The 12,788-nt window shown below is 64.9% G+C and carries 10 protein-coding genes and 3 tRNA genes; 5 read left to right on the top strand and 8 right to left on the bottom strand.

Annotated elements, in window-relative coordinates; translation table 11 throughout:
• Nucleotides 1-44: 44 nt before the first annotated feature.
• The 4 genes from nusA to scpB all read right to left on the bottom strand — a co-directional run bounded on the left by nusA (nucleotide 45) and on the right by scpB (nucleotide 5,434).
• Nucleotides 45-1,523, bottom strand: coding sequence for a transcription termination factor NusA (gene nusA, locus ACVN9Z_RS14995; protein ID WP_006388330.1), 1,479 nt, complete (start codon nucleotides 1,521-1,523; stop codon nucleotides 45-47).
• The gene (gene rimP / locus ACVN9Z_RS14990) at nucleotides 1,520-2,023 is read right to left on the bottom strand and encodes a ribosome maturation factor RimP (RefSeq protein WP_026383122.1); all 504 of its coding nucleotides are present in this window, start codon (nucleotides 2,021-2,023) and stop codon (nucleotides 1,520-1,522) included. Before rimP ends, nusA begins: the two co-directional genes overlap by 4 nt.
• A gap of 403 nt (nucleotides 2,024-2,426) precedes the next feature.
• On the bottom strand, nucleotides 2,427-4,163 hold the full coding sequence (gene rluB / locus ACVN9Z_RS14985) for a 23S rRNA pseudouridine(2605) synthase RluB (RefSeq protein WP_458212368.1): 1,737 nt from the start codon (nucleotides 4,161-4,163) through the stop codon (nucleotides 2,427-2,429).
• A gap of 35 nt (nucleotides 4,164-4,198) precedes the next feature.
• Nucleotides 4,199-5,434 carry an SMC-Scp complex subunit ScpB gene (scpB, locus tag ACVN9Z_RS14980; protein ID WP_053501349.1) on the bottom strand — a complete coding sequence of 412 codons (1,236 nt, stop codon included), beginning with the start codon at nucleotides 5,432-5,434 and terminating at the stop codon, nucleotides 4,199-4,201.
• Between the two features lie 63 nt (nucleotides 5,435-5,497).
• On the opposite strand from scpB, the gene ACVN9Z_RS14975 reads away from it, so the two are divergent.
• A tRNA-Met gene (locus ACVN9Z_RS14975) sits at nucleotides 5,498-5,574 on the top strand.
• Between the two features lie 2 nt (nucleotides 5,575-5,576).
• Entirely contained in the window at nucleotides 5,577-5,999 is a 423-nt protein-coding gene (locus ACVN9Z_RS14970; protein ID WP_458212367.1) for a hypothetical protein, read from the top strand.
• Nucleotides 6,000-6,534: 535 nt separating this feature from the next.
• Here ACVN9Z_RS14970 and ACVN9Z_RS14965 read toward each other — a convergent pair.
• The 4 genes from ACVN9Z_RS14965 to ACVN9Z_RS14950 form a co-directional block, all read right to left on the bottom strand.
• Complete coding sequence (locus tag ACVN9Z_RS14965) at nucleotides 6,535-7,434, bottom strand: LysR family transcriptional regulator (protein WP_006388323.1); 900 nt, start codon at nucleotides 7,432-7,434, stop codon at nucleotides 6,535-6,537.
• Nucleotides 7,435-7,728: 294 nt separating this feature from the next.
• On the bottom strand, nucleotides 7,729-8,736 hold the full coding sequence (locus tag ACVN9Z_RS14960) for a CobW family GTP-binding protein (protein WP_458212366.1): 1,008 nt from the start codon (nucleotides 8,734-8,736) through the stop codon (nucleotides 7,729-7,731).
• Between the two features lie 28 nt (nucleotides 8,737-8,764).
• Entirely contained in the window at nucleotides 8,765-10,063 is a 1,299-nt protein-coding gene (zigA, locus tag ACVN9Z_RS14955) for a zinc metallochaperone GTPase ZigA (protein WP_233639345.1), read from the bottom strand.
• Between the two features lie 192 nt (nucleotides 10,064-10,255).
• Nucleotides 10,256-10,331, bottom strand: a tRNA-Asn gene (locus ACVN9Z_RS14950).
• A gap of 211 nt (nucleotides 10,332-10,542) precedes the next feature.
• Between ACVN9Z_RS14950 and ACVN9Z_RS14945 the strand changes: the two genes are divergently transcribed.
• The 3 genes from ACVN9Z_RS14945 to ACVN9Z_RS14935 all read left to right on the top strand — a co-directional run bounded on the left by ACVN9Z_RS14945 (nucleotide 10,543) and on the right by ACVN9Z_RS14935 (nucleotide 12,761).
• Nucleotides 10,543-10,618: transfer RNA gene (locus tag ACVN9Z_RS14945), tRNA-Thr, on the top strand.
• 143 nt (nucleotides 10,619-10,761) lie between these two features.
• Nucleotides 10,762-11,421: a response regulator gene (locus ACVN9Z_RS14940; RefSeq protein ID WP_006388320.1), complete on the top strand. Its 660-nt coding sequence runs from the start codon at nucleotides 10,762-10,764 to the stop codon at nucleotides 11,419-11,421.
• Nucleotides 11,418-12,761: an ATP-binding protein gene (locus tag ACVN9Z_RS14935; protein WP_054443065.1), complete on the top strand. Its 1,344-nt coding sequence runs from the start codon at nucleotides 11,418-11,420 to the stop codon at nucleotides 12,759-12,761. The genes ACVN9Z_RS14940 and ACVN9Z_RS14935 overlap by 4 nt, the downstream gene beginning before the upstream one ends.
• Nucleotides 12,762-12,788: the final 27 nt, after the last annotated feature.

Below are 12,788 nucleotides of genomic sequence, written 5' to 3'. Positions count from 1 at the left end.
CGGCGGACTTGACGGCCATCCGCCGCAGACCCGTGTCCTTTTGGTTATTCTTCGTCAAACCAATGGGCGCGGGCACGCATGATGAGGTCGCTGGCTTCCTGCTCGGTCAGGCCGGCGATTTCCGCCAGCTCGTCCGTCGCCAATTCGGCCAGATCATCACGCGTATGCACTTGACGCTCGGCCAGCTTGGCGGCCAGTTCCGGCGTCACGCCTTCGAGTTCGAGCAGATCCTGGGCCGTTTCAAGACGCTCTTCCTGGGCGATGGCCTCGGTCAGCAGCGCATTGCGGGCACGGGCGCGCAACTCGTTGATGGTGTCTTCGTCGAACGCCTCGATCTCCAGCAGTTCCTGCATGGGCACGTAGGCGATTTCCTCGATACCGGTGAAACCTTCGTCGATCAGGATGTCGGCGACTTCCTCATCGACGTCCAGCTTGTTCATGAACGTGGCGCGCAGGCCCGAACGCTCGACTTCCTGGCGGTTCAGGCTTTCTTCCGGCGTCATGATGTTGATCTGCCAGCCGGTCAGCTCGGAAGCCAGGCGCACGTTCTGACCCTTGGCGCCGATCGCCTTGGGCAGGTTTTCCTCGTCCACCACGACGTCCATCGCGTGCTTGTCTTCGTCCACCACGATGGACTCGACGTTGGCCGGGGCCAGGGCGCCGATGACGAACTGTGCCGGATCTTCCGACCACAGCACGATGTCGACCTGCTCGCCGCCCAATTCATTGCGCACGGCGGTCACGCGCGAACCGCGCATGCCCACGCAGGTGCCGATGGGGTCGATGCGCTTATCGTATGCCACCACGGCGATCTTGGCACGCACGCCGGCGTCGCGAGCGGCTGCCTTGATCTCGAGCAGGCCCTGCTCGATCTCGGGCACTTCATTCTCGAACAGCTGGCGGATGAACTCGGGCGAGGTGCGCGACAGGATCACCTGCTGGCCACGAGCGGCGTGGTCGACGCGCAACACGAAGGCGCGCACGCGATCGGCGACCCGCAGGTTTTCCTTCGGGATCATTTCCGAACGCGGCAGGCGCGCTTCGATCTTGCCGGTCTCGATGATGGCGTCGCCCTTGTCCATGCGCTTGATGGTGCCGGACACGATGGTTTCGCCGCGATCCAGGAAGTCGTTCAGGACCTGTTCGCGCTCGGCGTCGCGGATCTTCTGCAGGATCGCCTGCTTGGCGGCCTGGGCGCCGATACGACCGAACTCGATGGGCTCGAGCGGTTCCTCGATGTACTCGCCAACCTGGATGTTGGGCACGATCTCGACCGCGTCCGACAGCATTTCCTGCTTGTCGGGCTCTTGCAGGCCCGCTTCGTCGGGCACCACCAGCCAGCGGCGGAACCCTTCGTGGTCACCGGTTTCACGATCGATGGCAACACGAATGTCCGCATCATCCTTGAAGCGCTTTTTCATGGCCGAGGCCAGCGCGCTTTCCAGCGCCCCGAACACGACATCACGCGTGACGTTCTTTTCACGCGCCAAGGCATCGACCAACAGAAGAATTTCGCGACTCATCGCTTTTTGCCCTTGAAATCCAGAACGGGATCCAGTTTTGCACGCTCGATATCGTCGACCGTGAAATTCAACACCTGGATTTCGTTCTTTTTTGCCTCAAATTCGAGACCGAACACGGTCTTGTGCATGCCTGCCACGGCGTCCGAAGCCGCGGGCGCGTCTTCGGGCACGGTCAACGTGCCGGAGAAGACCTTGCGTCCGTCCAATGCCTCGCGCAGCTTGATCTCGATGCGTTCGCCCGCGAAGCGACGGAATTCGGCCTCGTTGCGCAACGGGCGGTCAATGCCCGGCGAACCGACTTCCAGCCGCTTGTAGTCGATGTTCTCGACCTCGTACACCCGCGACAATTGGCGGGACACCTGCTCGCAGTCTTCGATGCGCACACCGCCGACCCGATCGATCGTGACGCGCAAAAGGCCCAGCGCGGCACGTTCGACGTCGACGAGTTCGACGTCCATGCCGGCCAGTGCCTCTTCGGTCAATGCGAATAAATCAGCCATATACTCAAAAAAAATGGGCTGCACGCCCAGCCCACCGTATTGCACAGTGCCCAGCCGCCACCCTACTGCACGTAAGGAGCAATGCTGGGCAGCGCCCTATATTGCGACCTAAATTTCGGCTCGCGCCGCCCTTGCGACGCATTCGCCAGCTTCGCATTCCGCATTTGCTTGCACACCCGCCGAGCCAACCGCCACAGCCAGGATGCACGCCATCAAACAGGCATTCCGGCGCGCCAGACAGCAAAAGCGGGGCGCGAACCAGGGAACGCGCAACGAACGCGAAGCCATGAAAACCATTGATTTTACCAGATAAACTGGAAAAACGCCTGATTCGTCACGGGCTTACGGTTAAGTGGGACGCATCCGGCCGGCGGCGCCATCCTGGCGCCGCCCCGAGGGTGGCTTAACGCCCCCTGCCGCCTCGGCCGCCCATCACGCCAAGGCGCGATTCATGGGCCGAGGCGCCACGCGGCTGCCAGTCGTCGCCACGAGGCGCCGAACCGCCGCGGGCCGCGCGCGGCTTGCCACCGGCGCCCGGCCCCTTGTTGCCGCCGGCGCGCGCGCCCTCGGCCTTGTTGCCCGCGCGACCGGCTCCCGCCGGCTTGTTCCCGCGGCCGGCATTGCCGCCGCGCGCGCCTGCCGGCTTGCCGCCAGGCTTGGCGCCCGCCGGTTTCCGGCCAGCGCCCACTGCCGCTTCCGGCGCGCCGGCCGAACCAGCGGCCGCGGCACGCACGCCGCGCGCCTTGCCGCCACCCGCCTTGCCGCCTCGTCCGCCGGACTTGCCACCCGTGCCCGCCTGGCCGCGACCGCCAGCGGGCTTGCCGCCCTTGCGATTGCCGTTGGCTTCGCCCGCCAGAGGGTGCCCATTGGCATAGCCGCCCGCGATCATCAAGCCGGTCCCAAAGGGATCGGAGGGACACGCCGCCGCCTGGCCAGCGCTGCCGGCACGGCCACCCTGGATCTTGCCGCGACGACCGATGCGGGCACCGTTCATGCCGTTGCGGTCCATGGTGCCAAAGCCGGGAGGCAAGGCGCTGTCATGCGACTGCGGTTGCTTGGAGCGACGGCGGTTGCCGCCCGACTCGTCGTCTTCACGCAACAGCCCGAGCTGCACCATCAGCGCGGTGACCAGCGAGGCGTCCAATTCTTCCCAGCGGCCACGACGCAGCGTGCGGGGCAACACCACGTCGCCAAAGCGGGTGCGGATCAGCCGGCTGACCGTTACGCCAACCGCCTCGAACATGCGGCGCACTTCGCGATTGCGGCCTTCCTGCAGCGTCACCCGGTACCAACGGTTGCTGCCGTCGCCACCCAGGTAATCGAGCGCGCCGAAAGCGGCCACGCCGTCTTCCAGCTCGATGCCATCGACCAGCGATTGACGCTGCGCCTCGTCCATCTCGCCCAGCACACGCACGGCGTATTCACGCTCGGTGCCGTAACGCGGGTGCATGATGCGGTTGGCCATGTCGCCCGAGGTGGTGAAGATCAGCAGACCCTCGGTATTCAGATCGAGCCGGCCGACCGACAGCCACTTGCCGGTGCGCAGCTTGGGCAGGCGCGCAAACACGCTGGCGCGGCCACCCGGATCGTCATGGCTGACGATTTCACCCGCCGGCTTGTGATACAGGATCACGCGCGGCGGCTTCTTGGTATTGGCCCGCATGATCGGCTTGCCATTGACCCGCACCTGGTCATTCGGCGCCACGCGCTGGCCGATGTGCGCCGGCTCGCCGTTGACCGATACACGGCCGGCGACGATCAGCTCTTCCATCTCTCGACGCGAGCCAATGCCCGCATCCGCCAGCACCTTGTGCAGCTTGGGCATGACGGCTTCGCTGTTCAGGTACTTGCCCAACCGCTGCTCCATGCGGTCGGCGGTCTCGAGGTACGACAGCGCCTGCTCGGCTTCCTGCTCGCCGCCACGGGCATCCGCCGCATCCGCCTGGCCAGCCGTCGCGGCCTGCCCTTCGGTAGCGGGAGCCTGCTCGGCGGCCGCGTCACCGCGACGGCGGCGGAACGGCGTACGCAATTTGCGGCCACGGCCACGGGCTTCGCCCTCGGCGGCCGGTTCGCGGCCGGCGGAAGCTTCCGCCGGCCCATTGGAAACGGCGTCGTCCGGACGGGGGGTGTCGTCCTGCATTGCTGTATTCGTTGTCACTGGGACAGCTCCGAATGTCAAACTTGGGGAGGCCTGCCAGGAGCAGGCGCATCATCATCTGGGGACTCCGGCTCGCGATCAGCCTCGGGCTGATCCGAATCCGGCTCGGTCGACTCCGCCGCGGCGGGGCCGGTATCGGTCTGGAACGACCCGACGCCATGCGCCAGGGGTTCAGCCTCGTCTATCGGTTCGGTCGGTTTCGCGCTTTCCGCGTACTGGGCAACTTCGATTGCAACGCCGGACTCGGCGGCTGCATCGGAAGCGTCAGCGTCTGCGGGATTTTCGGACAACCCGCCATGCGCCTCTTGGGCGGCATCCACCAGCGGCGTTTCGGCCTGCGTTTCGGCTTGATTGAAACGCCCGGCATCCTCGATGTCCGCAGAGGGCGCATCGGACAAGCTTTCGGCTTGCGCCCGGACGGTGGCATCGTCTGCGGGAATCGCGTCTTCTTCTGCGCGCGAAAGCCGGGATTCTACGCTATCGCCCGCCACGATGGTGGCTTCGTCGTCCGAAACAGACAATTCCACAGCCGGAATACTGGTCTGGGCCGCCTCGCCATCGGCGCCCTCGGGCAACTCGGCAGCCTCCGGCGCTGGCGCCGCCCCCTCCAATTCATCGACCGCACCGGCATCATTGGCCGCGCCAGCCGTGTCGGCATCGGCCTCTTCGGCGGCCTGCGCCAATTGTTGCACCTCGCCCAGGTCCAGGCCAGCCAGGGCCGCGGCGGCATGCGCCGATTCGAGCGCCGGCAGTTCGTCCAGCGCGCGCAAGCCCAGATCATCGAGGAACTGGCGCGTGGTGCCAAACAGGGCCGGGCGTCCCGGCGCATCGCGATGGCCGATCACCTCGATCCAACCGCGATCCTCCAACGCCTTCACGATGTTCGACGATACCGTTACCCCGCGAATGTCCTCGATGTCGCCGCGGGTCACCGGCTGGCGCCAGGCCACGATGGCCAGCGTCTCCATCACCGCGCGGGAATATTTGGGCGGCTTCTCGGGATTCAGCCGTTCCAGGTAGCGCTGCATGTGGGGACGGCTTTGAAACCGCCATCCGGTTGCCAGCTGCACCAGTTCCAGCCCGCCATCGGCCCAGTTGTTCTGCAGGGTCTCGAGCAACGCGCGCAATGCGCTGTTGTCGAATTGTTCATCGTCCCCGAACAGCTTGCGCATTTCGGACAGTTGCATCGGCTGCACCGCGCAAAGCAGCGCGGTTTCCAGCACGAGTATCGCCTCGCTATCGTTCATCGACATTCAAATTCAAAAAAGGGCTAACTTGCGTTAGGTTGAAAATAAGGCTATTATTCTTTTCTCAGACGCGGGGTGGAGCAGTCTGGCAGCTCGTCGGGCTCATAACCCGAAGGTCGTAGGTTCAAATCCTGCCCCCGCAACCAAATTGATCAAGGCCTGGCGAATGCGCCGGGCCTTTTTCATTTGCGGCCGAAGAATTGTGGCCGAAGAAAATTGCGGCCGAAGAATCGTTAAAGATATTCCGGGCAAACGCGTCAGGAAAAATGCGTTTTTGAGTGAAGGCGCCCCGGGTAAAGACAGCTCGGGTGAAAACGCCTTGAGCAAGCGCGCCTTCGGCCAGAACCACCTGGGCCGGGGCCTGGCGAACCGGCGAACCACCCTCACAGCCACCGACCCGCGCAGCCACCCGGACCGCCACATCGGCCGGACCGCCACAGACAGCGCTGGTTTGCGTATTTCTCACGAGAATCCTGTAGTTACTGCCAAGCACCGCATCAAGGGCCACATCAAGGGCCACATCAACGGCCACGCATCATCGGCCACACATCGCGGGACGCCCCACGAATAACAACCCCACGAGCCGCGCACCCATCGCTACGCGGTTTAGCGAGCAGGTTCGCGCCGGATGGGCTGCGCATACGCCCCGACGAGGGCGGGGACAAATTCGTCAGCGGTAAATCCGTCAACGAAGAACCGTATAAGCAAAATCTGGAAAAAGCTGGCCAACGAGCCAACGAGCCTGCGGGATGCGCCACCGCCTGGCAGCCTTCTCGCGGCGATCGATATTGCGGCAATCGATATCAAGAACCTGAATCGTCAGGCATCGGTCACTGGCGCCACGCGCCTGCCACCGTCATCCGGAAAATCCGGCGAGCCTCCCCTGGTGCTCCTGGCATCCGACCCCGCAATGTCCAGCCGTGCGGCCGGAACCACGACACATCGGAACCACGATTCTTAGATGTTTTCTAAGACTACATGCTAGCGGACATTGGCAAAAGCCCTGATGCGCAGCGCTCAGCCTGTCGAGGCAGCAATCAAATTATACCGTTATATACCCTGCCCTCAACCCAGGCGACCCGGCAATCCCCCCACGGCAGCAATTCCTAGGACTGATCCCATGGCGCCGGCCCCAGCCTTTCGACCAGGAAGTCCAGCATGGAACGCAGGATCAGGGGCATCTGGCGGCGCGACGCATAGACGCCGTAAATCCCGAGCTCCTGCGGCCTGGCCTGCGGCAGGATGGCCTTGAGCCGCCCCTGCGCAACATATTCGGCGGCGTAATAAGTGGGCAGCATCGCGATGCCCGCGCCCTCCAGGGCCGCCTGCAGCAACACCGACACCTCATTGGCACTGATGTTGCCGCTGACAGGCACGTCCACAGGCACCCCGTCACGCTCGAAACGCCACAGGCTCTTGCCGAAATAGGAGTGGGTCAGGCAATTGCGCAAGGACAGGTCCTCGACCCGCGCTGGCTCGCCTTCACGCTGCAGATATTCGGGCGACGCGCAGACGACCGAACGGCACACGGCCAGCTTGCGGGCAATCAGGTTGGGATCCAGGTCGTTGGTGATGCGCACGGCCAGATCCACCCGCTCTTCGACGAGGTTGACCGCCCGCTCGACCAGCATCAGGTCGACCGACGTACCCGGATGCAGCTTGACGTAATCGGTGACCACCCGCGCCAGATGCCGCGAGCCGAACGACATGCTGGTGGTCATGCGCAGCAGCCCCCGCGGCGTGTCCTCGGGAGTGGACACGGCGCTGCGCAGGTCGCCCACCATGTCAAGCATCTGCCGGCACCGCGGCAAGGTTTCGGCGCCGGCCGGCGTCAGGCTCAGGCGCCGGGTGGTGCGATGCAGCAGGCGCACGCCCACCCATTGCTCCATTTCGGCCAGGTAGCGCGACACCATGGCGCGCGACATATCCAGATGGACCGCCGCCGCCGACAGGCTTCCCCGGTCGGCGACCTCCACGAATACCTGCATCGCTTTCAATCGGTCCATGATTGTCTCGATTCTTGCACCAGACTTTGCGGTTATACCGTACTTCCGTGCATTTTCAGCACCTGAAATGGCAACCACCAGACCATTTCAAGCCCCCTGGCAATCGCCGCCGTGCTTGCGCCCGCCACGACTCATGACCTGCCGGCACGGAACCTGAAGCGTCGATCTTCCCGGCCATCCGCCCCTTGGCGCAAGCCTCGGCTTGCCGTAGCGGCACACCGCAAGAATCCCCGTTCCGGCGCGAAGCCCGGCCGGCGGCCACGCCGCCAGCGATCGCCCCATCCAGCCGCGGGATCAGAGGGGAAACTGCCCCAGCGCGGCGCAGACTTCGGCACGCACTTGCGCCACGTCGACGCCGCGGACGATATAGACCAGCCGTGACAGCCGCTCGTCATCCGGCCATTGCGGCAACGGCCGGATCGGATATAGCTCGCCATGTACGCCATGGACCTCGCACGGCAGGATTTCGCCGTCGAAGCACACCAATCCCTTCATCCGCAGCAAGGCCGTCCCGAACCGTTCCTGCACCCGCGATACGCCCGCCAGGAAAGCCGCCCGCCCTATCGGCGCGACCAACGGCAACGAGAAGCTCGCGACCTGCGCATGGCGGCCGGCCATCGGCTTGGCGAACGCTTGCAGCCATCCGGCCAGATCGGCGCCATCACGACGCGCCTGCGTATCCGACCCCTCCAGCAGCGCGCTCGCCAGGGGCGCATCGCTGCGCTGCACGCAACGACGCGCCCCCGGATTGATCGTCGCGACGGCCTGCTCGACGCGACGCAACTGCGCCGCATCCGCAAGATCGGATTTACTCAGCACGACCGTGTCGGCCAACGCCAATTGCCGCAGCGCCTCGGGTTGATCGGCCATGTGCGCCGCGCCATGCGGCACCTCCACCACCACGATGGCGCCTTGGTAGGCATAGCGCTCGGCCAGGAAACGATCGTGCTTGAGCGTGAACAGGATCGGTGCGGGATCCGCCAGGCCGCTGGTTTCGATCAGCACGCGCCGGAAGGGCTTGATGCGGCGGCTCAGCGCCAGCATGAACAGTTCGCGCAAGGTATCGGCCACTGCGCCGCTGACCACGCAGCAAAGGCATCCGCCTTCTATCAAGACGATATTGTCCTGCGCCATGCGGACCAGGTGATGATCGACGCCGATATCGCCGTACTCATTGACGATCACTACCGCGTCGGCATAAGCGGGTTCGCGCAACAGCCGGTTCAACAGCGTCGTCTTGCCACTGCCCAGAAATCCCGAAATCACCGTCACGCCGATGCGTTTGTCGCCTTCCGCCGCCATCCATGCCACGGACTCCCGCCCGCCCTCTCTATTGCGCCGCGCCCCAAATGGGGAATGGATCCCGAATCGTAGCCAATTCGGCCGCGGGCCGGGCCATTTCTTCCTGCGTCATCAGGCAGGCGCGCAAGCGCGCGTCCAGCGCCGCCTGGTCCATGCCGATGCCGATCAGCACCAGTTCCTGGCAGCGGTCTCCATAGACAGGATCCCAGTCGGCAATGATCCGGGCACGGGAATCCGCATCATCGGGCCAACGCTCGCGCGGCAACGCCGCCCACCAGTATCCTGCCGCACCATGGCGCGTGACCGGCCCGGCCTGCGACCACGAAGCCGCGAAGGCGGGACGCGTCACCAACCAGAAATACCCTTTCGAGCGCACCACCCCGGGCCATTCTTGCTGCATCCAATCCCACAGGCGCTGCGGATGGAACGGACGCCGGGCACGGAACACGAAGCTGCCGATGCCATACTCCTGGGTCTCGGGCGTATGCTCGCCGCGCAATTCCTTCAGCCAGCCGGGCGCCCGCGCCGCTTCCTCGAAATCGAAGCGCCCGGTGTCCAGCACGCGCGCCAAGGGCACCCGGCCGAATTCGCCCCGCACGATATCGGCCCGCGGATTGAGTTTGCGCAATATGGCCTCGAGCCGCGCCAATTCGTCCGCCGCGACCAGATCGGTCTTGTTCAGCACCATCACGTCGCAGAATTCCACCTGCTCGATCAGCAGATCCACCACGGTGCGCCCATCCTCGTCGCCCAGCGTCTCGCCGCGCGCGGCCAGGCTGTCATGGCTGGCATAGTCGCGCAGGAAATTGAATGCGTCCACGACCGTCACCATGGTGTCCAGGCGCGCCAGGTCGGACAGGCTGGCGCCATCCTCGTCGCGGAACGTGAACGTTTCGGCGACCGGCAGCGGCTCCGAGATGCCGGTCGACTCGATCAAGAGATAATCGAAGCGCCCCTCGGCGGCCAGCCGGCGGATCTCGATCAACAAGTCTTCGCGCAACGTACAGCAGATACAGCCGTTGCTCATTTCCACCAGCTTCTCGTCCGCCCGCGACAGCGCCGCCCCGCCCTCGCGCACCAGCCTGGCGTCGATATTGACCTCGGACATGTCGTTGACGATGACCGCCACCCGCCGCCCCTCGCGGTTATTGAGCACATGATTGAGCAGGCTGGTCTTGCCCGCGCCCAGGAAGCCCGACAACACCGTCACGGGCAGACGCGCATCGCGCCGGCGACCGCCGCCGTCCGGACCGCGAGTCAGCTTCTCGACCGACGCCTCGCCCACCGACCCCGCTTCCGCCCCGCCACCAGCCTTCTCATCTTTCATCCGCATGACGCCACCCAAAAAAGGAAATGTTATTACATAACAAATCTTACGCGCAGCGAGGCAACTGGAGCAACACGAAATGGAGCAGCACGGCATGAACCCGCCGCTGGAAAGGTCACGCACACGTATCGCCACGTAGCGACACGGAAAACCAAAAGGGCCACTCACTTGCGTGAGTGGCCCTGAATTCTTTGGCTCCCCGAGCTGGGCTCGAACCAGCGACCTGCGGATTAACAGTCCGTCGCTCTACCGACTGAGCTATCGGGGAACTGCTAAGAAACGAGATTATGAAGGAAAAATTCGAAGTGTGCAAATCCGATGTTTTTTCACGCGAGGGGCGCCGCATGTTTCCCATCGCAGAAAAACTCTGATATGATTTCGGTCTTTCCAGATCGGGCCCCATAAACAGGGCATGAACTGCGAAGAAAAAGATGTTTTGCTTGAAGTTCTGGCTTGCCGGAAACGAAGCAAATGGTCTTGCCGGCATAGCTCAGTTGGTAGAGCAGCGCATTCGTAATGCGAAGGTCGTAGGTTCGACTCCTATTGCCGGCACCAGAATTCAAAAAGCAGCCCGACCGGGCTGCTTTTTTCATTTCCGGCCGCATCCACCGCCCGGCGTCCCCCGCCACTTCCCTTGCGGGAACTCCCGCCTTGCCGCGCGCGTCCAACCCGCTGGACACATCACGGCAACGACTATCATGCGCATCCTTCTCGTAGAAGACGACACCATGATCGGGGAAAGCGTGCTGGACTGCCTGCGCGCCGAGCACTACGCCGTCGATTGGGTCAAGGACGGCCACGCGGCCGAACTGGCCCTGCGCACCGATCCCTACGACCTCGTATTGCTGGACCTCGGGCTGCCTCGCCGCGATGGACTGACGCTGTTGCGCGAACTGCGCGCGCGCAAGGACCGCACCCCGGTGCTGATCGCCACGGCGCGCGACGCCGTCAGCGACCGCATCGCCGGACTGGATGCCGGCGCCGACGACTACATCGTCAAGCCCTATGACGTCGACGAACTGCTGGCCCGCATGCGCGCGCTGATCCGCCGCAGCGCGGGCCGCGCCGAGCCGGTGTTCGAACACGACGGCATCACCATCGATCCGCAATCCCACGCCGCCACGGTCGACGGCACGCCGGTGCCGCTGACCGCGCGCGAATGGGCGGTGCTGGAACCGCTCATCGCGCGGCCCGGCATGATCTTCTCGCGCGCCCAGCTCGAGGAGAAGCTGTACAGCTGGAAGGACAGCGTCAGCAGCAATGCGGTTGAGGTTTATATTCATGGCCTGCGCAAGAAACTGGGGCAGAACCTGATCCAGAACGTCAGAGGCGTCGGCTATGTCATTCCCAAAACATGAGCATTCCGCTTAGCTATTCGCTGCGGGCACGATTGCTGTTCTTCCTGCTCGCGGCGATCGCGGTCGGCGCGCTGGTGCAAGGCGCCATCAGCTACCGCAGCACCTTGCAGCAGGCCGACGACATCTTTGACTCGCTGCTGCAGCGCACCGCGCTGTCGCTGGGCACGGGCGACGGCCTGTTGCGCATGGGTCCCGCCCACGCCCAGGGATCGGCCACGCCCATGGCCGACGACCTGATCATCCAGATCTGGACGCCGGATGGCGTGCGCGTGTTCAATTCGCGTTCGCGCCGCCCCCTGCCCGACCAGATCGTCCTGGGGTTCGCCGACACCGAGGTCGAAGGCAACACCTATCGCGTCTATTCACTGGCCACGCCGTTCCAGGTGATCCAGGTGGCGCAGGACATGGACGTCCGCAAGCGCATGGCGGGCGCGCTGGCCTGGCGCACGGTGGCGCCGATCGCGGCGGCGGCGCCGCTGCTGATGCTGATCGTCTGGTGCGTGGTGAGCTGGTCGCTGCGGCCGGTCAAGCGCGCGCGGGCCCAGGTGGCGGACCGCCAGCCCGAGGACCTGTCACCCATCAACGTGCCCGACCTGCCGGACGAGATCCGGCCCCTGATGCAGGAACTGAACCTGCTGCTGGAGAGGATGCGAGGCGCATTCGCGCTGCAAAAGCAGTTCGTCGGCGATGCCGCGCACGAACTGCGCTCACCGCTGGCGGCGCTGAAACTGCAACTGCAATCGCTGCGACGCGCCGGCGACGACGCCAGCCGCCGCGTCGCCGAGGAACGCCTGGCGGCGGGCATCGAGCGCGCCACGCGGCTGGTGGAGCAGTTGCTGTCCATGGCGCGCCACGAAAACGCCGCCGAACGCGCCGCGCCCGAACCGGTGGACCTGGCCGAGGTCCTGCGGCTGGCCCTGTCCGAAACCCTGGCCGACGCCAACGCCAGGGACATCGATGTGCAAATGCATGGCGAGCCGCAAGCCTGGGTGCGCGGACGGCGCGACGACCTGGTGCTGCTGGCGCGCAACCTGCTCGACAATGCGATCAAATACACGCCGCCCGGCGGCCATATCGACATCCGGCTCGAAGCGCCCGCCGGACAGGCGCTGCTGCTGATCGACGACAACGGTCCGGGCATCCCGCCCGGGGAACGCGCCCGCGTGTTCGACCGCTTCTACCGGCTCGAAGGCAACACCCAGCACGGCAGCGGCCTGGGACTGGCGATCGCGCGCGCCATCGCCGAACGCCACGGCGCGACCATCACCCTTGAAGATGCGCCCGGCGGCAGCGGCCTGCGGGCCAGGGTCGCCTTTGCGCGCGGCCCCGCCCCGACTTAAGATTCACCTAAGTGTCAGGCCCGAAGA

The organism is Achromobacter sp. KK8 (genome assembly GCF_054188005.1).
The sequence above is the reverse complement of the archived record's forward strand: the minus strand, read 5'-3'. Positions and strand labels throughout refer to the sequence as shown.